Annotated in this window: 1 protein-coding gene; it reads left to right on the top strand. The window is 72.5% G+C overall.

Going from position 1 to position 23851, the window contains the following annotated elements:
* Window positions 1-162 precede the first annotated feature (162 nt).
* Complete coding sequence (locus NX801_RS06570) at window positions 163-23847, top strand: type I polyketide synthase (protein WP_258786135.1); 23685 nt, start codon at window positions 163-165, stop codon at window positions 23845-23847.
* Window positions 23848-23851: the final 4 nt, after the last annotated feature.

Raw genomic sequence — 23851 nt, 5'->3', positions numbered from 1 at the left:
GACGCCGGCCGCCGGCCCGCGCCGTCCGTTGGGGATTCCCCTAGAACTGATCCGGTACGGCGCCATAATCCCGTCCACGGAGCCGAAACTGAGGTCACTCCGCCATATGTGCGGTGTCTCGCGGTGTCTTTTCGTTCTCTGTGTGGGTGGGTGGAGCGCAATATGGTCGAGTCCGGGCTCAACGGAACGGGGAATCGGGCCGGTTCGGCTTCGGCGGATTCGGCGGACGGCATAGCCGTCATCGGCCTCGCCTGCCGGCTGCCGGGTGCCGCCGACCCGGCCGCCTTCTGGCGGCTGCTCAGCGAGGGCGCGGACGCGATCACCGATGTCCCCCCGGACCGCTGGGACGGGGCAGCCGTGGCCGACGCCGACCCGTCCGCGCCCGGCCGGACCGACATCCGCCGGGGCGGATTCCTCGACCGTATCGGCCACTTCGACGCCGGGTTCTTCGGGCTCTCCCCCAAGGAGGCCGCGGCCATGGACCCACAGCAGCGGCTGGTGCTGGAACTGGCCTGGGAGGCCCTGGAGGACGCACAGGTGCGCCCGGGGACGCTGCGCTCCACCCGTACCGGAGTCTTCGTCGGCGCCATCTGGGACGACTACGCGACCCTGCACCACCGCTCCGGGCTCACCGCCATCTCCCCGCACACCGTCACCGGTCTGCACCGCGGCATCATCGCCAACCGGGTCTCGTACTTCCTCGGTCTGAACGGCCCCAGCCTGACCGTGGACTCCGGCCAGTCCTCCTCCCTCGTCTCGGTCCACCTGGCCTGCGAGAGCCTCCGCGAGGGCGAATCGACGATCGCCCTCGCGGGCGGTGTGAACCTCAACATCGTTCCCGAAAGTACTCTGGGAGCCGCCAAGTTCGGTGGCCTGTCCCCGGACGGCCGCTGCTTCACCTTCGACGCCCGCGCCAACGGTTACGTCCGCGGCGAGGGCGGCGGCATCGTCGTCCTCAAGCCACTGGCCCGGGCCGTCGCGGACGGCGACCCGGTCTACTGCGTGATCCGCGGCGGCGCGGTCAACAACGACGGCGGCGGCGACGGGCTGACCGTACCGCTGCAGTCCGGACAGGAGCAGGTGCTCCGGCTCGCCTGTGAGCGGGCCGGGATCGACCCCGCCGAGGTCGGCTATGTGGAGCTGCACGGCACCGGCACCAAGGTGGGGGACCCCGTCGAGGCAGCCGCACTCGGCGCGGTGCTCGGCGCGGGACGCGAGCCCGGCCGGCCCCTGCGCGTCGGCTCGGCCAAGACCAACGTCGGCCACCTGGAGGGCGCCGCCGGCATCACGGGCCTGCTCAAGGCCGCCCTGTCGCTGAGCCACCGCGAACTGCCCGCCAGCCTCCATTTCGAGACCCCGAACCCGGCGATTCCGCTCACCCGGCTGAACCTGCGGGTGCAGACCGAACACACCGCGTGGGAGGAGCGGGACGGCCGTCCGCTGCTCGCCGGCGTCAGCTCGTTCGGCATGGGCGGCACCAACTGCCACCTCGTGCTGGCGGAACACCGCGCGCCGGCCCCGGCGGACGGCCCGGAGCCGGGGACGAGCCCGGGGCCGGGGACGGAACTGGAGCCGGGGACGGAACAGGGGCCGGGCGCGGTCCAGGCTCCGGCCCTGTGGCCGCTGTCCGCCAAGACCGCCTCGGGGCTGCGCGGACAGGCCGCCGCCCTGCTCGCCCATGCCGAGGCGCGGCCCGGACTCGCGCCGGCCGACATCGGCCGGGCGCTGGCCACCGGCCGTACCGCCTTCGAACACCGAGCCGTTGTCGTGGGCGAGAACCGCGACGACTTTCTGCGCGCCCTGCGCGAGTTGTCCGCCGGCGGCACGGACGCGGCCCTGACCACCGGCCGCTCCGGGCCGCGCTCCAAGGTCGCCTTCCTCTTCTCGGGCCAGGGCAGCCAGCGGGCCGGGACGGGACGCGAACTGGCCCGGACCTTCCCGGTGTTCGCCGCCGCGCTGGACGAGGTCTGTGCGCATCTCGACCCCCGGCTGCCGAGGCCGCTGCGCGAGGTCATGTTCGCACCCGAAGGCACCGGGGAAGCGGCCGAGCTCGACCGGACCCTCTACACCCAGACCTCGCTCTTCGCCGTCGAAGTCGCCCTGTTCCGGCTGCTGGAGAGCTGGGGGATCACCCCCGATGTGCTGCTGGGCCACTCCATCGGTGAGATCGCCGCCGCCCAGGTGGCCGGCGTCCTGTCGCTCGCGGACGCCTGCGCCCTGGTCGCAGCCCGGGGCCGGCTGATGCAGGCACTGCCCGCCGGCGGTGCCATGAGCGCGATCCAGGCCACGGAGGAGGAGGTCCGCGCCCGCATCGGTGACCGGACGGACCGCCTGAGCGTCGCCGCGGTGAACGGCCCGGACTCCGTGGTCGTCTCCGGTGACGAGGACCTGGCCACGGAACTGGCCGACGTCTTCGCCGCCCAAGGCCGCAGGACCAGCCGGCTGCGGGTCAGCCATGCCTTCCACTCCGCGCACATGGAACCCATGCTGGAGGAGTTCCGCCGGGTGGCCGAGGGGTTGACCTTCCACCCGCCGCTCATTCCGATCGTGTCCAATGTGACGGGCCGGCTGCCCGGGGACGTGGATGGTCCCGGCGGGCAGGACGGGCGTGCGGGGGAAGCAGGGCGTGAGGAGGACGCAAGGGGCGGGGCGTACGAGGGGTGCTCGGCCGCGTACTGGGTCCGCCACGTCCGCGAGGCGGTCCGGTTCTCCGACGGCCTGGCCCGCCTCGACGAGTACGGCGTCCGCACCTACCTGGAGCTCGGGCCCGGGGGCGTGCTGACCTCCCTGGCCCGCGCCCGCACGGACGGCGATGCCCTGTACGTGCCCGCCCTGCGCGCCCGCCGCCCCGAGGCGCGGGCGCTGCTGACGGCGGTCGCCGCGCTGCACGCCCACGGTCTGGAACCGGACTGGACCGCCCTGTTCGGCGGGCGAGCCACCCGGCGCAGGGTCGCGCTCCCCACCTACGCGTTCGAACGGCAGCGACACTGGCTGGACGGGAACCCCACGGCCACCCCCACCCCCACCCCCGTCTGGGCCCCTTCTGCCGCGGCGCGGCGGCCGGGCGCGATCGACGGGACCGGAGCCGCGCCCCTGGGCGCTCTGGCGCGGCGGCTCACTGGTCTGCCCGAGTCCGAGCGCGACGAGGCGGCACTCGACCTGGTCCGCGCCCATGTCGCGGCCGTACTGGGGCACACCGAAGCCCGTCAGGTCGACCCCGAGTGGACCTTCAAGGACCTCGGCTTCGACTCGCTCAGCTCCGTGGAACTCCGCAACCAGCTCGCTGAGGCCACCGGACTGCGCCTGCCCAGCGGGCTGTTGTTCGATCATCCGACCCCTGGCGCACTCGCCCGCCACCTCAACTCGCTGTCCCTGGGCGAGAACGCGGCGACGGGCAAGGACCCGGCGGTCCCTCTGCCCGGGACGGCGGCCGACCCCGACGAGCCGATCGCGATCGTCGGCATGAGCTGCCGACTGCCCGGCGGGGTGCGCTCGCCGGAGGATCTGTGGCGGCTGGTCGCCTCCGGCGGTGACGCCATCACCGGATTTCCTGCGGACCGAGGCTGGGACGTCGAAGCGCTGTACGACCCGGAGCCCGGCACACCCGGCAAGTCCTCGACGCGGTACGGCGGCTTTCTGCACGACGCCGCCGAGTTCGACGCCGGCTTCTTCGGCATCAGCCCCCGGGAGGCCGCCGCGATCGATCCCCAGCAGCGGCTGGTCCTGGAGACCGCCTGGGAGGCGTTCGAGCGCGCCGGCATCGACCCGGCCACCCTGCGGCGGAGCCCGACGGGTGTCTTCATCGGCGCGACGGCCCAGGACTACGGCCCCCGCCTGCACGAGCCGGTCGACGGCATCGAGGGCTATCTGCTGACCGGCACGACGACCAGTGTCGCCTCGGGCCGGGTGGCCTACACCTTCGGCCTGGAGGGTCCGGCGGTGACGGTGGACACGGCATGCTCCTCGTCCCTGGTCGCTCTGCACCTGGCGATCCAGTCGCTGCGCGGCGGCGAGTGCTCGATGGCCCTGGCCGGCGGGGTGACCGTGATGTCCACGCCCGGCATGTTCGTGGAGTTCAGCCGGCAGCGCGGGCTGTCGGCCGACGGCCGGTGCAAGGCCTTCGGCGCGGGTGCGGACGGCACCGGCTGGGCCGAGGGCGCGGGAATGCTGCTGGTGGAGCGGCTGTCCGACGCGCGGCGCCATGGGCATCGGGTGCTGGCGGTGGTGCGCGGCAGCGCGGTCAACCAGGACGGTGCCTCCAACGGCCTGACGGCGCCGAATGGTCCGGCGCAGCAGCGGGTGATCCGACAGGCGCTGGCCGCCGCCGGACTCGCGCCCACCGATGTCGACGCGGTGGAGGCGCACGGCACCGGTACCCGACTCGGCGACCCGATCGAGGCGGACGCCCTGGGTGCCACCTATGGGCGGGACCGGCCGGCGGACCGGCCGCTGTGGCTGGGCTCACTGAAGTCCAACATCGGCCACACCCAGGCGGCGGCGGGCGTGGCCGGCCTGATCAAAATGGTGATGGCCATGCGGCACGGGGTGCTGCCGGGGACTCTGCACGTGGATGAGCCGACCCCGCAGGTGGACTGGTCGACAAGCGGTGTGCGGCTGCTGACCGAGGCGGTGGAGTGGCCGGCGGGTGACGCACCGCGCCGGGCCGCCGTGTCCTCGTTCGGCATCAGCGGCACCAACGCGCATGTGATCGTCGAGCAGGGCGCTGTGCAGGAAGAGTTCGCCTCCGCGGCGGCCGGTGCGGACCCTGGTTCGGGTGTGGTGGTTCCGTGGGTGTTGTCGGCGCGGAGTGAGGTGGCGCTGCGGGCGCAGGCGGAGCGGCTGTTGTCCTTCGTGGATGCTGAGGGGGCTGGTGCCCGGCCGGTTGATGTGGGGTTCTCGCTGGCCGCCTCGCGTGCGTCGCTGGAGCGGCGGGCGGTGGTCGTGGGTGGTGATGTGGCGGAGTTGCGGCGGGGGTTGGAGTCGGTTGTCTCCGGTGCTGCTGTGGTGGGCGGTGCGGTGGGGGGCAAGGTCGGGTTCTTGTTCTCGGGCCAGGGTTCGCAGCGGGCGGGGATGGGGCGTGAACTCTACGACGCCTTCCCGGTGTTCGCTGAGGCGTACGACGAGGTGTGTGCGCGGCTGGACGCGGTGGTCGATGTCGATTCGGAGGAGTTGCATCAGACGGGGTCGGCTCAGCCGGCGTTGTTCGCCGTCGAGGTGGCGCTGTTCCGGCTGTTGGAGTCGTGGGGTGTCCGGCCGGACTTCGTGGCGGGTCATTCGGTGGGGGAGGTCGCGGCCGCGCATGTGGCGGGAGTGTTGTCGCTGGAGGATGCGGCGGCTCTGGTGTCGGCGCGGGCTCGGTTGATGCAGGGGTTGCCGGGTGGTGGGGCGATGGTGGCGGTGGAGGCGACTGAGGAGGAGGTGGTGCCGCTGCTGACGGAGGGGGTCGGGGTGGCGGCGGTCAATGGGCCTCGGTCGGTGGTGATCTCCGGTGCCGAGGACGTGGTTGTCGCGCTTGCCGAGGTCTTCCGGGAGCGGGGGCGTAAGACCTCGCGGTTGCAGGTGAGTCATGCGTTTCATTCGCCGTTGATGGAGCCGATGTTGGCGGAGTTCGGTCGGTTGGTGGCCGGGCTGACGTATCACGAGCCCCAAATCCCGGTGGTGTCGAACCTGACGGGTGCGCTGGCGGAGCCGTACACCGCCGACTACTGGGTGCGGCATGTCCGGGAGGCGGTGCGCTTCGCGGACGGGGTACGGACCCTCCACGGATTGGGTGTGACGACGTTCGTGGAGGTCGGGCCCGGGGGCGTGCTGAGTGCGCTGGCGCAGGGGTGCCTGGAGGGTGACGGTGTGGTCGCCGTGCCGGTGCTGCGCGCCGACCGCCCGGAGGCGTATGCGGTCGCGGAGGCGGTCGGCCGGCTGTATATGTACGGGGTCTCGCCGGACTGGCGGGCGTTCTTCCCGGGGGCGCGGCAGGTCGATCTGCCGACGTACGCCTTCCAGCGCGAGCGCTACTGGCTCGACGCACCTCGCCCGGTGGCGGGCCCTGGCGTTCCGGAGGCGATGGACGCCGCGTTCTGGGACTCCGTGGAGAGCGAGGACCGTACAACACTCGGCGCGCTCCTGGGGCTTGAGCCCGCCGCGCTGGATGTGGTCGCCCCCAGGCTGTCCGCCTGGCGCAGGCAGCGGCGGGAGCAGTCCACCGCCGACGGCTGGCGTTACCGGATCACCTGGCAGCCGCTCGGGGACTTCGGCGGCGCGGCGCCGTCCGGGACCTGGCTCTGGGCGGGCTCCGAGGACACCGCCTGGACAGAGCGGATCCGGGCCGCGCTTGAGGGACTGGGCGTCGCACTCGTGCCGCTGGCCCTGGAGGAGGACACCGACCGCGAGTCGCTGGCCCGGGCCCTGACCGACGCCGCAGGCGGTGAGGCCGCCGGCATCGTGTTCGCGGCTCCGCGTGCCGGGGCGGGGGCGGCGGACCGTGCCCTTCAGCGGCTGGTTCTGCTCGTCCAGGCCCTCGGCGACGCCGGGCTCGACATCCCGCTGTGGGGTCTGACCAGCGGCGCGGTGTCGACCGGCACCGAGGACCCGCTGACCGACCCCGTCTCGGCTCAGCTCTGGGGTCTGGGCAGGGTCGTCGCCCTGGAGCAGCCGCAGCGCTGGGGCGGCCTCGTCGATCTGCCCGCCGAACTCGATCCGCGTTCGCTGGAGCGCCTGGCCGGCCTGCTCGCCCAGGACGACGAGGACCAGCTCGCCGTGCGCGCCTCCGGTGTGTTCGGCCGCCGTCTGGTACGCGCGCCGCACAGCGCCGCACCGGCGGACCCGCCTTGGTCGCCGCGCGGCACGGTGCTGGTGACCGGTGGTACGGGTGCGCTCGGCGGCCGGGTGGCCCGCTGGCTCGCCACCGCCGGAGCCGAACATCTGCTGCTCACCAGCCGCCGGGGGCCCGAAGCTCCGGGTGCCGCCGAACTCGCGTCGGAACTGTTGGAGATGGGGGTCCGGGTCACCGTCGCGGCGTGTGACACGGCCGACCGCGACGCGCTTGCCGCGCTGTTCCGGCAGCACCCCGTGAGCGCCGTGGTGCACACCGCCGGCGTACTCGACGACGGCCTGGTCGAATCGCTCACGCCCGAGCGGCTGCGCCAGGTGCTGCGGCCCAAGGTGGCCGCCGCGCTCCACCTGCACGATCTCACCCGGGACCGTGCGGACCTCGACGCCTTTGTGCTCTTCTCGTCGATGACCGGTGTCTGGGGCAACGGCGGCCAGGGAGCCTACGGCGCCGCCAATGCCTTCCTTGACGCCCTCGCCGAGCACCGCCGTGCCGAGGGTCTGCCCGCGCTGGCCGTCGCCTGGGGCCCCTGGGCGGACGGCGGCATGGCCGACGGCGCCGCCGGAGACCACCTGCGGCGGCGCGGCATCCGGGCGATCACGGCCGCGCCCGCCCTCGCCGTGCTGCACGGGGCACTGACCCGGGGCGAGACCGCCGTGACCGTGGCGAACGTGGACTGGGACCGCTTCGTCCCGGCCTTCGCCGGTTCCCGCCCGTGTCCGCTGCTGCTCGGTGTGCCGGAGGCCCGTAACGCCCTGGAGGCACACGCGGAGGCCCCCGGAAGCACCGACGCGTCTTCCTCCGCGCTGGTCCGGCGCCTGCTCGGCGGCACGCCGGGGGAGCAGACGCGTATCCTGCTGGACCTGGTCCACACACAGGCCGCCCTGGTGCTCGGCCACTCCGGCAAGGGCGCCTTCGACGCCGACCGGACGTTCCGCGAGACCGGCTTCGACTCGCTCACTGCCGTCGAACTGCGCCACCGGCTGGGCGCGGCCACCGGGCTCAAGCTGCCCGCCACCCTGGTCTTCGACCACCCGACGCCCACCGCGCTCGCCCGCCGGCTGCGCGAGGAACTCCTCGGCCGGCCGGAACCGGTGGCGGAAGCCGTCCGGCCGACGGCCGCCGCCACGACCGACGAGCCCCTCGCGATCGTCAGCATGAGCTGCCGCTTCCCCGGTGGCGTCCGGACGCCGGAGGATCTGTGGGAACTGCTGCGCTCCGGAGGGGACGCGGTGTCCGGCTTCCCCACCGACCGGGGCTGGGACATCGACTCCCTGTACGACCCCGACCCCGACCGGTCCGGCCGGACGTACGCGCGGGACGGCGGTTTCCTTCAGGACGCCGACCGCTTCGACGCCGGGCTCTTCGGGATCTCGCCGCGTGAGGCGCTGGCGATGGACCCCCAGCAGCGGCTGCTCCTGGAGACCGCGTGGGAGGCGTTCGAGCGCGCGGGCATCGCCCCCGCCTCCGTGCGCGCCAGCCGTACCGGCGTCTTCGTCGGCACCAACGGCCAGGACTACGCCAACGGATTGCGCAACGCGCCCGAGGAGACCGAGGGTTACGCGCTCACCGGCAAGGCGGCCTCGGTCGTCTCCGGGCGCATCTCCTACACGTTCGGCCTGGAGGGGCCGGCGGTGACGGTGGACACGGCGTGCTCGTCCTCGCTGGTGGCCCTGCACCTGGCGGCTCAGGCGCTGCGCGCCGGCGAATGCTCGCTGGCGCTGGTCGGCGGGGTCACCGTCATGACCACACCGGACCTCTTCGTGGAGTTCAGCAGGCAGCGCGGGCTGGCTCCCGACGGCCGTTGCAAGGCGTTCGCCGCCGGTGCCGACGGTACGGGTTGGGGCGAGGGCGCCGGCCTGCTCCTGGTGGAGCGCCTCTCGGACGCCCGCCGCAACGGGCACCCGGTGCTGGCGGTGGTGCGGGGCAGCGCGGTGAACCAGGACGGCGCCTCCAACGGCCTGACGGCCCCCAACGGCCCCGCTCAGCAGCGGGTGATCCGGCAGGCGCTGGCCGCCGCCGGGCTGACACCCGCCGATGTGGACGCCGTCGAGGCACATGGCACGGGCACCCGGCTGGGCGATCCGATCGAGGCGCAGGCGCTGCTCGCCACCTATGGCCGGGAGCACTCCGACGACCGGCCGGTGTGGCTGGGATCGGTCAAGTCCAACATCGGTCATACCCAGGCCGCGGCGGGTGTGGCCGGTGTGATGAAGATGGTGCTGGCCATGCGGCACGGTGTGCTGCCGCGCACTCTCCATGCCGACGAGCCGACCACGCACGTGGACTGGTCGGCGGGGGCCGTGCGGCTGCTGACCGAGCCGGTGGAATGGACCGGGACCGCCGCACCGCGCCGGGCCGCCGTCTCGTCCTTCGGCATCGGTGGCACCAACGCGCACACGATCATCGAGGAGGCACCCCCGGCTGACACGGCCGAGCCGGCCGGGGAACACCGCCCGCTGCCGGCGCCCGTACCGTGGGTGCTGTCGGGCCGGACGGAGGCGGCACTGCGGGCCCAGGCGGAGCGCCTGTCGGCCTTCGCGGCCGACGATGTGTCGCCGGCCGACACCGGATTCTCCGCGGCGACCACCCGGTCGGCGCTGGAGCACCGGGCCGCGGTGATCGGCGCCGACCCGGCGGGATTGCGGGCGGGACTGAGGGCCCTCGCGGCGGGCGAACCGGTGAGCGATGTGATCGTGGGTCGTGCCCATTCGGCGGGCAAGGCCGGGTTCTTGTTCTCGGGCCAGGGGTCGCAGCGGGTGGGGATGGGACGTGAGCTGTATGACGCCTTCCCGGTGTTCGCTGAGGCATTCGATGCGGTCTGCGGGCTGCTGGACGCTCCTGTGAAGGTGGATGACGCGGAGGAGTTGAACGAGACGGGGGCGGCTCAGCCGGCGTTGTTCGCGGTTGAGGTGGCGTTGTTCCGGTTGTTGGAGTCGTGGGGTGTCCGGCCGGATTTTGTGGCGGGTCATTCGGTGGGGGAGGTCGCGGCTGCTCATGTGGCGGGGGTGTTGTCGCTGGAGGATGCGGCACGGTTGGTGTCGGCGCGGGCTCGGTTGATGCAGGCGTTGCCGGGTGGTGGGGCGATGGTGGCGGTGGAGGCGTCCGAGGAGGAGGTGCTGCCGCTGCTGACCGGTGAGGTGGGAGTGGCGGCGGTCAATGGGCCCCGGTCGGTGGTGATCTCCGGTGCCGAGGACGTGGTTGTCGCGCTTGCCGAGGTCTTCCGGGAGCGGGGCCGTAAGATATCGCGCTTGAGGGTCAGCCATGCCTTCCATTCGCCGTTGATGGAGCCGATGTTGGCGGAGTTCGGTCGGGTGGTGGCCGGGCTGAGTTTCCACGAGCCCCGTATTCCGGTGGTGTCGAACCTGACGGGTGCGCTGGCGGAGCCGTACACGGCTGAGTATTGGGTGCGGCATGTCCGGGAGGCGGTGCGTTTCGCGGACGGGGTGCGCACGCTGCACGGGCTGGGGGTCACCACCTTTGTGGAGGTCGGGCCCGGGGGTGTGCTGAGTGCGCTGGCGCAGGGGTGCCTGGAGGGTGACGGGGTGGTCGCCGTGCCGGTGCTGCGCGCCGACCGCCCGGAGGCGTATGCGGTCGCGGAGGCGGTCGGTCGGCTGCACGTCAGCGGCGTCGAAGTGGACTGGCGTGCTTTCTTCCCGGGCGCCCGGCGCGTCGATCTGCCGACGTACGCCTTCCAGCGCGAGCGCTACTGGCTCACCGCCCCTGCCTCCGCCGGTGACCTGCGTGCGGTGGGGCAGGGCGAGGCCGGTCATCCGCTGCTGGGCGCCGCCGTGCCACTGGCCGACGGAGACGGACATCTGCTCACCGGGCGTATCTCCACGCACACCCATCCGTGGCTGATGGAGCACGTCGTCAACGGGGTCGCCCTTCTACCGGGGACCGCGTTTGTCGAGCTGGCGATCGGTGCCGCCGACGCCGTGGGCTGCGATCTGCTGGAAGAACTGACCCTGGAGACACCGCTGCTCGTGCCCGAACGAGGCGGCGTCGCACTTCAGGTGCGGGTCGGGGGCGACGACGGCTCGGGCCGCCGGCCGCTGACCGTGCATTCGCGAATCGACGACGAGGGCGCGACCGAGGGGCCGTGGGTCCGGCACGCCTCCGGCTCGCTGACCGTCGCCCCGGAAGGCGCGGCGGACGGCTCGCTCACCGCATGGCCGCCCGTCGGGGCGGAACGACTCGCTCTTGACGGGTTCTACGACCGGCTCGCGGACAAGGGCTTCGACTACGGGCCTGTCTTCCAGGGGCTGCGTGCCGCCTGGCGGAGCGGGGACGACTACTACGCCGAGGTGGAACTGCCCGACGCCGAGAGGCCGGTGGCGGGTGCGTACGGTCTGCATCCCGCGCTGTTCGACGCAGCTCTGCACACCGTCTGGCTGGGCGCGGTGGAGCCCGGGACCGGGACCGGGAACGGGCTGCTGCCGTTCACCTGGAGCGGGGTGCGCCTCACGGCCGCCGGGGCCACCTCCCTGCGGGTGAAGGTCTCGCGCGTCGGCCATGGCACCTCCACCGTGTCGCTGGTGCTGGCCGACGGTATCGGTGAGCCGGTCGCGCTCATCGACTCGCTGGCGCTGCGCCCGGTCTCCGCCGACCAGTTGCGCGCCGGCTCCGACGGTGCGGACTCGGTCCTCGGTCTGGAGTGGAGGCCGATCGAACTGCCGTCGCTGCCCGCCGACGCGCCGTCGGCGTCCGCCGAACTGCCGTCAGGGCCCGCGTGGGACGGTGTGCGGATAGCGATGTACGAGGATGTCGCCACGCTGCGGGCGGCCGAGCCGCTGCCGGACGCCGGAGCCGACGCGGTGGTCGTGCCGTGCCCGACCGGGGCCAGTGCGGATACCGTCACCCGGGTCCGGGAAGTCACCCGAACGGTACTCGAACTGGTGCAGTGGTGGCTGGCCGCGGAACGGTCGGCCCGCCTGGTGCTGGTGATGCGGACGGGGGACCTCGCCCAGTCGGCGGTCCGTGGGCTGGTGCGCTCGGCGCAGAGCGAGAGCCCGGACCGTGTGGTGCTGGTGGAGACCGACGGCGGTGCCGATACCGGTGCCGGTACCGTTGCCGTCGGCGGCGTCGGTGGTGATGACGCCGATGGTGGTGACGACGCCGATGGTGGTGGTAACGCCGATGGTGGTGGTAATGGCGATGGAGGTGGTGGCGGCGGTCTCGCCCGGTTGCTGCCCGGCCTGATCGCCTCCGGTGAGCCGCACGCGGTGGTGCGCGCGGGCGAGATCCGGGTGCCGAGGCTGGTGCGCCTCACCGCGCCGGGGGCTGACGCGGAACTCCCCGACCTCGGCTCCGGCACCGTGCTGCTGACCGGCGCGTCGGGCGGACTTGGGGGGCTTTTCGCCCGGCACCTGGTCGCGGAGCACGGTGTCCGCAGCCTGCTGCTCGTGAGCCGTCGTGGTGGGAACGCACCGGGTGCGCCCGAGCTCTCCGCCGACCTGGCCGCACTGGGTGCCGATGTCACCTGGGCCGCCTGTGACGTGGCCGACCGCGAGGCCGTACGCGACCTCCTGGCCGGGCGGAACCTGTCCGCGATCATCCACACCGCCGGAGTCCTGGACGACGGAGTCATCGGCTCACTGACTCCCGAGCGGCTGGACCGTGTGTTCCGTCCCAAGGTCGACGCGGCGCTGAACCTGCATGAACTGGCCGGAGAGCTGAGCGGCGAGCTGTCCGCGTTTGTGCTCTTCTCCTCGGTGGCGGGCATCCTCGGCATGCCGGGCCAGGGCAACTACGCCGCCGCCAACACCTTCCTCGACGCCCTCGCCGAGCACCGCCGTGCCCAGGGCCTGCCCGCCACATCGCTGGCCTGGGGCCTGTGGGCGCAGGACAGCGAGAGCGCCATGACCGGCGGCCTCGACCGCACCGATCTCACGCGCATCAGGCGCATGGGCCTCGCCGCCATTCCTGCGTCGGACGGCGTGCGGCTGTTCGACGCGGCGCTGGCTCTGGACCGGGCGGCGGTCGCCCCGGTGCGGCTGGATCTGGGCGGTCTCGGGGGTGCGGTGCCTCCGGTTCTGCGCGGGCTGCGGGGTCCTGTACGTGGCAGTGCGCGGCGCGTGGCTGGGACGGCCGCGCCGAAGGGGTCGTTGGGGCAGCGGCTGGCCGGGCTGTCGGAGGCCGAGCGCGAGCGGCTGGTGCTGGACCTGGTGCGTACCGAGGTCGCGGCCGTACTCGGGCACACCGGTGCGCAGTCGGTGGGCGCGGACGACTCGTTCCGGGACATCGGCTTCGATTCCCTGACCGCCGTCGAGCTGCGCAACCGGCTCAACTCGGCCGTCGACATGCGCCTGCCCGCCACACTGATCTTCGACTACCCGAGCCCGCTCGCTCTCGCCCGCTTTCTCACCGCCGAGGCCGTGGGTTCCGGCGAGGCTGCGGCAGCGGCGCCGGAGCCCGTCCCCCGGGTCACCGGCGCGGTGGACGAGCCGATCGCGATCGTGGGCATGGCCTGCCGTTACCCCGGTGACGTACGGTCGCCCGAAGACCTCTGGCAGCTGGTGCTCTCCGGGCGCGACGCCGTGGCGGGCTTCCCCGAGGACCGTGGCTGGGACATCGAGAAGCTCTACGACCCGGATCCCGACCAGTGGGGTACCAGCTACACCCGGGAGGGCGGATTCCTCCACGACGCGGCGGAGTTCGACGCCGAGTTCTTCGGGATCTCGCCGCGTGAGGCGCTGGCGATGGACCCGCAGCAGCGGCTGCTGCTGGAGACGTCGTGGGAGGCGTTCGAGCGGGCGGGCATCGATCCGGCCTCGGTGCGGGGCAGCAGGACCGGTGTCTTCGCCGGGGTGATGTACCACGACTACGGCGGGCGCGTGCACACCTCGCCGGCCGGACTTGAGGGCTACCTCGTCAACGGCAGCGCGGGCAGCGTCGCGTCGGGCCGGGTGTCCTACACCTTCGGTCTGGAGGGTCCGGCGGTGACGGTGGACACGGCCTGTTCGTCCTCCTTGGTCGCCCTGCACCTGGCGGCCCAGGCGCTGCGGAACGACGAGTGCACCATGGCTCTGGTCGGTGGCGTCACGGTGATGGCCGGCCCCTCCGTGTTCGTGGAGTTCAGTCGGCAGCGTGGTCTGTCGGCGGACGGTCGGTGCAAGGCGTTCGGTGCCGGCGCGGACGGTACCGGGTGGGCCGAGGGTGCGGGGATGCTGCTGGTGGAGCGGTTGTCCGATGCGGAGCGGAATGGGCATCGGGTGCTGGCGGTGGTGCGGGGCAGCGCGGTGAACCAGGACGGGGCGTCGAATGGTCTGACGGCGCCGAACGGTCCGGCGCAGCAGCGGGTGATCCGGCAGGCGTTGGTGAACGCCGGGGTGTCTTCGGGCGAGGTGGATGTGGTGGAGGCGCATGGTACGGGGACGGAGCTGGGTGATCCGATCGAGGCGCAGGCGCTGCTGGCGACCTATGGTCAGGGTCGTCCGGAGGGGCGGCCGGTGTGGCTGGGGTCGTTGAAGTCGAATATCGGTCATACCCAGGCGGCGGCGGGTGTCGGTGGTGTGATCAAGATGGTGATGGCGATGCGCCACGGGGTGCTTCCGGAGACGCTGCATGTGGGGGAGCCGTCGCCGCATGTGGACTGGTCGGCAGGTGAGGTAAGGCTGTTGACCGAGGCAAGGGAATGGCCGCAGGCCGGCCACCCGCGCCGAGCGGCGGTGTCCTCCTTCGGCGTGAGCGGCACCAATGCCCATGTGATTGTCGAGCAGGCGCCTGCTCGGGCTGAACTGCCGTTGACAGAGCCGGACCCTGGTTCGGGTGTGGTGGTTCCGTGGGTGTTGTCGGCGCGGAGTGAGGTGGCGCTGCGGGCGCAGGCGGGGCGGTTGTTGTCCTTTGTGGATGCTGAGGGGGCGGGGGTTCGGCCGGTTGATGTGGGGTTTTCGCTGGCTGCCTCGCGTGCGTCGCTGGAGCGGCGGGCGGTGGTCGTGGGTGGTGATGTGGCGGAGTTGCGGCGGGGGTTGGAGTCGGTCGTCTCCGGTGCTGCTGTGGTGGGTGGCGCGGTGGGGGGCAAGGTCGGGTTCTTGTTCTCGGGCCAGGGTTCGCAGCGGGTGGGGATGGGGCGTGAGCTGTATGTGGCGTTCCCGGCGTTCGCCGCTGCTTATGACCGGGTTCGGGAGCACCTGGAGGTGTCGCTGGATGCCGGTGCGGAGGAGTTGCATCAGACGGGATGCACCCAGCCGGCGTTGTTCGCGGTTGAGGTGGCGTTGTTCCGGTTGTTGGAGTCGTGGGGTGTTCGGCCGGACTTCGTGGCGGGTCATTCGGTGGGGGAGGTCGCGGCCGCTCATGTGGCGGGGGTGTTGTCGCTGGAGGATGCGGCCGCGTTGGTGTCGGCGCGGGCTGCGTTGATGCAGGCGTTGCCGAGTGGTGGGGCGATGGTGGCGGTGGAGGCGACTGAGGAGGAGGTGCTGCCGCTGCTGACGGAGGGGGTCGGGGTGGCGGCGGTCAATGGGCCTCGGTCGGTGGTGATCTCCGGTGCTGAGGACGCGGTCGTTGCGATCGCGGAGACCTTCCGGGAGCGTGGGCGTAAGACCTCCCGGTTGCAGGTGAGTCATGCGTTTCATTCGCCGTTGATGGAGCCGATGTTGGCGGAGTTCGGCCGGGTGGTGGCCGGGCTGACGTATCACGAGCCCCGGATTCCGGTGGTGTCGACCCTGACGGGTGCGCTGGCGGGGCCGTACACGGCTGAGTATTGGGTGCGGCATGTGCGGGAGGCGGTGCGTTTCGCGGACGGGGTGCGGACGCTGCACGAGCTGGGGGTCACCACCTTTGTGGAGGTCGGGCCCGGGGGCGTGCTGAGTGCGCTGGCGCAGGGGTGCCTGGACGGTGACGGGGTGGTCGCCGTACCGGTGCTGCGTGGGGAGCGGCCGGAGGCGTATGCGGTCGCGGAGGCGGTCGGCCGGCTGTACATGTACGGGGTCTCGCCGGACTGGCGGGCGTTCTTCCCGGGGGCGCGGCAGGTCGATCTGCCGACGTACGCCTTCCAGCGCGAGCGCTACTGGCTCGACGCACCCCAGGCCCCCGGTGACATCCGGGCCGCCGGTCTGGGGGTGGCGGATCACCCCCTCCTCGGTGCCGCGATCGCGACGGCCGACAGTGAGGGGGTTCTGCTCACGGGGCTGATCTCCCTCGAAACCCACCCGTGGCTCTCCGACCACGCCGTGAACGGGACGGTTCTGCTGCCCGGCACCGCGTTTGTGGAGCTGGCGACCCGGGCGGGCGACGAGACGGGCTGCGGACGGATCGAGGATCTCACCCTGGAGCTTCCCCTGATCGTGCCGGAGCGTGGTGGTGTCACCCTCCAGGTGACGGCCGGTGCGGAGGACGAGTCGGGCCGGCGGCAGCTGAGCGTGCACTCGCGGGTCGGAGGCGGTTCCTGGCTGCGGCATGCGACGGGTGTGCTGTCCCCGACGGTGGAGTCGCCCGCCGAGGGCCTGGGCGCCTGGCCGCCGTCTGGTGCGGAAGCCGTCGATCTGACGGCGTTCTACGAGGAGATGGCCGCGGCGGGCCTGGAGTACGGACCCGCCTTCCGGGGGCTGCGGGCGGTGTGGCGCGGCGGAGACGAGGTCTTCGCCGAGGTCGAGCTGCCGGAGGGCTCGGTTGCCGATGCGGCGGGGTTTGCTCTGCATCCGGCGCTGCTGGATGCCGCTCTGCACGCCCTCGCCGCCGGTGGGCTGGTATCGATGGAGGACGGCCCCGCCCTGCCGTTCGCCTGGTCCGGTGTCGCCGTCCATGCTGTCGGTGCGGCCATGGTGCGGGTGAGACTGTCGAAGGCGGCCACCGGTTCGGTGACGCTGACCGTGGCCGATGGCGCCGGTGATCCGGTGGCCTCGGTGGACTCGCTGTCGCTGCGGACCGTGTCGGCGGAGCAACTGCGTGGTGCCGGTGCCGGCGCAGGGGTTGGTAACGGCGGCGGTGGTTCGCTCTTCGAACTGGACTGGACGCCGTTCGCCCTGCCGACTGCCGCCGACGCGCTGGTGATCCAGGCCGTCGAGTCCACTGATGACTTCGATGCGCTGCGGGAGTTGGCGGAGGCGTCCGATGTCGTGGTCGTCCCGTGCCCGACGGGCTCCGGCGAGGGCATGGGTACGGACGAGGCCGACCGTGTTCGTGAGGTCAGCCATGCCGTGCTGGCGTTGCTGCGGTGGTGGTTGGCGGAGGAGCGTGGGGGGCGTCTGGCGCTGGTGACGCGTCCTGGTGATCTGGCGCATGCGGCGGTGTGGGGGCTGGTGCGGTCGGCGCAGTCGGAGCATCCGGACCGGTTGGTGCTGGTGGAGGCCGAGGACATCGGGGACGCGGTACGGGTGTTGCCCGCGGTGGTGGCTTCCGGTGAGCCGCAGTTCGCGGTGCGCGGCCAGGAGGTGTTCGTACCGCGCCTGGTGAAGTCCACCGGAGCCGCAACCACCCGTACGCCGGACTTCGGCGCTGGGACGGTGCTGGTGACCGGTGCGTCCGGTGCCCTGGGCGGGCTCGTCGCCCGGCACCTCGTCGCTGAACACGGTGTGCGCGGCCTGCTGTTGGTCAGTCGGCGTGGTGCGGAGGCGGCCGGCGCGGGTGAGCTGGAGGCCGAACTGATCGCGGGTGGCGCGGAGGTGCGCTGGGCCGCGTGTGACGCGGCCGATCGGGAGGCTCTCGCCGGGGTGCTGGCGGATACGCCGGTGACGGCCGTGGTGCATACGGCGGGTGTTCTGGACGACGGGGTGATCGGCTCGCTCACCCCGGAGCGCCTGGACGCGGTGCTGCGGCCCAAGGTGGACGCGGTGCTCAACCTTCACGAGCTGACGGGCGATCTGTCGGAGTTCGTCGTCTTTTCTTCGGTGTCCGGGATCCTGGGCAGCGCGGGCCAGGGCAACTACGCGGCGGCCAACACCTTCCTCGACGCCTTCGCCGAGGCCCGTCGCGCCCAGGGGCTTCCCGCGACCTCGCTGGCGTGGGGTCTGTGGGAGCAGGGCGGTGGCATGGCCGACCGGCTCGACCGGACGGACCTCACCCGACTGAAGCGGGTGGGCCTGGCCCCGCTGGCCGTCGATGAGGGACTGCGGCTGTTCGACGCGGCGCTGGCTCTGGACCGGGCGGCGGTCGCCCCGGTGCGGCTGGATCTGGGTGGTCTCGGGGGTGCGGTGCCTCCGGTTCTGCGCGGGCTGCGGGGTCTGCGCGGTCCTGTACGTGGCGGTGCGCGGCGCGTGGCTGGGACGGCCGTGCCGAAGGGGTCGCTGGGGCAGCGGCTGGCCGGTCTGGCGGAGGCCGAGCGCGAGCGGCTGGTGCTGGATCTGGTGCGTACCGAGGTCGCGGCCGTACTCGGCCATGCCTCGGCCCAAGCGGTCCGGCCGGAACTCGCCTTTCAGGAAGCCGGTTTCGACTCACTCACCTCGGTGGAACTACGCAACCGGCTCAACGCGGCCACCGGGCTCCGGCTGCCCGCGACGCTGGTCTTCGACCACCCGACGCCCGTTGCGCTCTCCCGTTTCCTGCTGACCGAGACACTGGGCGTCCGGGAGGGGACCGGGGCCGCCGTCGCCGCCGTCACCGGGACGGACGAGCCCATCGCCATTGTGGGCATGGCCTGCCGTTACCCGGGCGATGTGCGGTCCCCCGAAGACCTGTGGCGCCTTGTCGCCTCCGGCGGCGACGCGATCTCCGGCTTCCCCGAGGACCGGGGCTGGGACATGGAGAAGCTCTACGACCCCGATCCCGACCACTCCGGCACGTCCTCTGTGCGCCACGGTGGCTTCCTCCACGAGGCGGCCGAGTTCGACCCGGCCTTCTTCGGGATCTCGCCGCGTGAGGCGCTGGCGATGGATCCGCAGCAGCGGCTGCTGCTGGAGACGTCGTGGGAGGCGTTCGAGCGGGCGGGCATCGATCCGGCCTCGGTGCGGGGCAGCAGGACCGGTGTCTTCGCCGGGATGATGTACCACGACTACGGCGGCCGGGTGAAGACGGCTCCCGAGGGCATGGACGCCTATCTGGGCAGCGGCAGCGCGGGCAGCGTCGCGTCGGGCCGGGTGTCGTACACCTTCAGTCTGGAGGGGCCGGCCGTCACGGTCGACACCGCGTGCTCATCCTCCCTGGTGGCGCTGCATCTGGCGGCCCAGGCGCTGCGCAGCGGCGAGTGCTCGATGGCGCTGGTGGGCGGTGTGACCGTCATGGCGACTCCCTCGACATTTGTGGAGTTCAGTCGGCAGCGTGGTCTGTCGGCGGACGGTCGGTGCAAGGCGTTCGGTGCCGGCGCGGACGGCACCGGGTGGGCCGAGGGCGCGGGAATGCTGCTGGTGGAGCGGTTGTCCGATGCCGAGCGGAATGGGCATCGGGTACTGGCGGTGGTGCGGGGCAGCGCGGTCAACCAGGACGGGGCGTCGAATGGTCTGACGGCGCCGAACGGTCCGGCTCAGCAGCGGGTGATCCGGCAGGCGCTGGCGAACGCCGGGGTGTCCTCGGGCGAGGTCGATGTGGTGGAGGCGCATGGTACGGGGACGACGCTGGGTGATCCGATCGAGGCGCAGGCGCTGCTGGCGACCTATGGTCAGGGGCGTCCGGAGGGGCGGCCGGTGTGGCTGGGGTCGTTGAAGTCGAATATCGGTCATACCCAGGCGGCGGCGGGTGTCGGTGGTGTGATCAAGATGGTGATGGCGATGCGCCACGGGGTGCTCCCGGAGACCCTGCATGTGGGGGAGCCGTCGCCGCATGTGGACTGGTCGGCAGGTGAGGTAAGGCTGTTGACCGAGGCAAGGCAATGGCCGCAGGCCGGCCACCCGCGCCGAGCGGCGGTGTCCTCCTTCGGTATCAGCGGCACCAATGCCCATGTCATCGTCGAGCAGGCACCGGCCCCTGCTGAGCAGCAGCTTCCCGCGACCCCGGACTCGGGTCCCCGTGCGCCATGGGTGCTGTCGGGCAGGACGGAGGAGGCACTACGGGCCCAGGCGGAGCGGCTGTTGCCCCTGGCCTCGGACACGGACCTGCGGCCGGCCGACATCGGGTTCTCGCTCGCCACCACGCGCTCGGCCATGGAGCATCGAGCCGCCGTGGTGGCGGAGAGCCGGGACGAATTCCTGGAGGGGTTGCGGGCGCTGGCCGGCGGGGCGCCGTCCACCCGCGTCGTCCTGAGCGAGCCGGGGGCCGGCGAGGGCAAGCTCGGGTTCCTCTTCTCGGGCCAGGGGTCGCAGCGGCTGGGTATGGGGCGTGAACTCTACGACGCCTTCCCGGTGTTCGCTGAGGCGTACGACGAGGTGTGCGCGCTTCTGGACGCGGTGATCGATGTCGACTCGGAGGAGTTGCATCAGACAGGGTCGACTCAGCCCGCTCTCTTCGCGGTTGAGGTGGCGTTGTTCCGGTTGTTGGAGTCGTGGGGTGTTCGGCCGGACTTCGTGGCGGGTCATTCGGTGGGGGAGATCGCGGCCGCGCATGTGGCGGGGGTGTTGTCGCTGGAGGATGCGGCCGCGTTGGTGTCGGCGCGAGCTCGGTTGATGCAGGGGTTGCCGGGTGGTGGGGCGATGGTGGCGGTGGAGGCGGCCGAGGAGGAGGTGCTGCCGTATCTGACGGAGGAGGTCGGGGTCGCGGCGGTCAACGGGCCTCGGTCGGTGGTGATCTCCGGTGCTGAGGACGCGGTCGTTGCGATCGCGGAGACCTTCCGGGAGCGTGGGCGTAAGACCTCCCGGTTGCAGGTCAGCCATGCCTTTCATTCGCCTTTGATGGAGCCGATGTTGGCGCCGTTCGGCCGGGCGGTGGCCGGGCTGACGTATCGCGAGCCCCGGATTCCGGTGGTGTCCAACCTGACGGGTGCGCTGGCGGAGCCGTACACCGCCGACTACTGGGTGCGGCATGTGCGGGAGGCGGTGCGCTTCGCGGACGGGGTACGGACCCTCCACGGATTGGGCGTGACGACGTTCGTGGAGGTCGGGCCCGGGGGTGTGCTGAGTGCGCTGGCGCACGGGTGCCTGGAGGGCGACGGGGTGGTCACCGTGCCCGTACTGCGGGGGGACCGTCCGGAGCGGCAGGCCGTGGTGACCGCGCTCGCGGAACTCCATGTGCAGGGGGTCTCGCCGGACTGGCGGGCGCTCTTCCCGGGCGCCCGGCGCATCGATCTTCCGACGTACGCCTTCCAGTACGAGCGCTACTGGCTCGAAGCACCTGAGGAGTTCACCGGCACCGCCGCTGCCGCCGGGCTCGGGCTGGGTGCTGCCGGGCACCCGTTGGCGGGGGCGGCGGTCGCGCTGCCGGGAGCGGGTGGTTTCCTGGTCACCGGGCGGCTCTCGCTCACCTCCCACCCCTGGCTCGCCGACCACCGGGTCATGGGCACTGCGCTGCTGCCGGGTACCGCGCTCGTGGAGCTGGCGGTGCGGGCGGGGGACGAGGCCGGCTGCGGCCAGGTGGAGGACCTGACGCTGGAAGCGCCGCTGATCGTGCCGGAGCGGGGCGGAGTGGCCGTGCAGGTGTGGGTCGGTGCCGAGGAGGAATCGGGCAGGCGCGCGCTGAGTATGCACTCGCGGGCGGACGGCTCCCCGGGTGACGCGCCATGGGTGCGGCACGCGGTCGGTACCTTGACGGACGCGCAGCCCGAGGGGGTGCGAGGTCCGGACGATGGTCCGCTCGGGGCCGACGACGGTCCATCCGGTGCCGGGGACGGTCCGCTCGGGGCCGACGACCGTCCGCACGGTGCGGCTGTCGCCGCCTGGCCGCCGGGGGGCGCGGAGTCGATCGATCTGACCGGCTTCTACACGGAGGTGGCCGCGGTCGGCCTGGGCTACGGCCCGGTCTTCCAGGGGTTGCGGTCGGTCTGGCGCGACGGGGAGGACGTCTTCGCCGAGGTCGCCCTGCCCGAGGGCACGGAGGCGGACGGCTTTGCCCTGCACCCGGCCCTGCTGGACGCGGCGCTCCACGCGATCGGCGCGGGCGGGCTCGTCCCCCTGACCGAGGGGCCGCTGTTGCCCTTCGCCTGGTCCGGGGTCGATGTGCGGGCCGCCGGAGCGACGGCACTGCGGGTCAAGGTGTCGCGGACGGGCGCGGATTCGGGCAGTGGCACGGGCACGGGCACGAGCACGGAGACGGCCACTGACACGGTGTCGCTGACCGTGACCGATGAAGCGGGCGGCCTGGTGGCCACGGTCGGCTCGCTGGCACTGCGGCCGGTGTCCCGGGAGCAGCTGCTCCAGGCGGGTGGCTCCGGCGGGCGGGCCGACGACTCGCTGTTCGGCCTCGTCTGGCGGCCCGCGCACCTCACCGGGGCCGAGGCCCCTGCCGGGACCGGCATACGGAGCTACCCGGACCCGGCCGCGCTGTACGCCGATCCGGCCCTGCCCGAGGTCGCGGTCGTCGCGGTCGCGCCGGGCCCGGATCCGGAGGCGGCCGGCCCGGACACCGCCGAGCGGGTGCACAGTGTCGCGAGTGAGGCGCTGGAGCTGGTTCAGCGGTGGTTGGCGGAGGAGCGTGGGGGGCGTCTGGCGCTGGTGACGCGTCCTGGTGATCTGGCGCATGCGGCGGTGTGGGGGCTGGTGCGGTCGGCGCAGTCGGAGCATCCGGACCGGTTGGTGCTGGTGGAGGCCGAGGACGTCGGGGACGCGGTACGGGTGTTGCCCGCGGTGGTGGCTTCCGGTGAGCCGCAGTTCGCGGTGCGCGGCCAGGAGATGTTCGTACCGCGCCTGGTGAAGTCCACCGGGCCCGCCGCGGGCCGTCCGGACCTCGCCGCCGGAACCGTGCTGGTGACCGGCGCCTCCGGGGCCCTGGGCACACTGGTCGCCCGGCATCTGGTCACCGAGCACAAGGTGCGCCGGCTGCTGCTGACGAGCCGCCGGGGCGCGGAGGCCCCCGGCGCGGCCGAGCTGGCGGCCGAGTTGACCACCTGGGGAGCCGAAGTCACCTGGGCCGCTTGCGACCTGGCCGACCGGGATTCGGTCGCGGTCATGCTGGACGGCCTGGGCGGCCATCCGCTGTCGGCGGTCGTACACACCGCGGGGGTTCTCGACGACGGCATCGTCACCTCGATCACCCCGGAACGGATGAGGGAGGTCTTCCGGCCCAAGGTCGACGCCGTACTGAATCTGCACCACCACACCCGGGGGATGGGCCTGGCCGCCTTTGTGGTGTTCTCGTCCGTCGCCGGAATGGTCGGCAGCGCCGGCCAGGCGAGCTACGCGGCGGCCAATGCCTTCCTCGACGCCTTCTCGGCGTACCGTCACCGCGCCGGCCTGCCCGCCACCTCGCTGGCCTGGGGGGTGTGGGAGCAGCCCGGTGCGATGACGGGCGGTCTCGCCGAGGCCGACCGGGCGCGGATGGCGCGCGGGGGAGTGCTGCCCCTGTCGCCGGCGGACGGGCTGCGGCTGTTCGACGCGGCACTGGCCTCGGACTCGGCGGTGCTGGCGCCGGTCCGTATCGACACCGGTGGGCTGGGCACGGCGGACGGGACACCGGCGGTACTGCGTGCCCTGGTGGAGCCGGCGGTCCGGAGGACGGCGCGAGCCACTGCCGCTCCGGTCGTGTCCTCGCTGGCCGAGCGGCTGGAGAGGCTGCCGGAGGCCGAGCGGCACAGGACCGTTCTGGACCTGGTACGGGCCGAGGTGGCCGCGGTCCTCGGGCACGCGTCGGACCGTACGGTCCGGCCGGAACACGCCTTCCAGGACCTGGGATTCGATTCACTCACGGCAGTCGAACTGCGCAATCGGCTGAACAAGGCCACCGGACTGCGGCTGCCCGCGACGCTGGTCTTCGACTGTCCGACACCCGCTCTCCTCGCCGGTCAGGTGCTCACGGAGACGGTGGGAACGGCGGGGGCGGCCGGGCCGGCCCTAGTGGATTCCCTACTTGCCGATCTGGACAGGGTCGAACAAGAATTGGTGACGAAGTTGTCAGAGGGTGCAGCCCGCGACCGGATCCTGTCAAAGCTCCAGGCAGTACTGGCGATTGCCGGTGAATCCGGCGGGACGTCGTCCGTGCCGGAAAGCGCTGGAACGGGCAGCGATCTGGAATCGGCCACGGACGACGAGGTATTCGATCTGCTCGGCAAGGAATTCGGGATCTCCTGACCGC

The sequence above is a fragment of the Streptomyces pyxinae genome (genome assembly GCF_024756275.1).
Lineage (GTDB): Bacteria > Actinomycetota > Actinomycetes > Streptomycetales > Streptomycetaceae > Streptomyces > Streptomyces pyxinae.
This window is presented reverse-complemented; position numbering and strand designations above follow the sequence as displayed.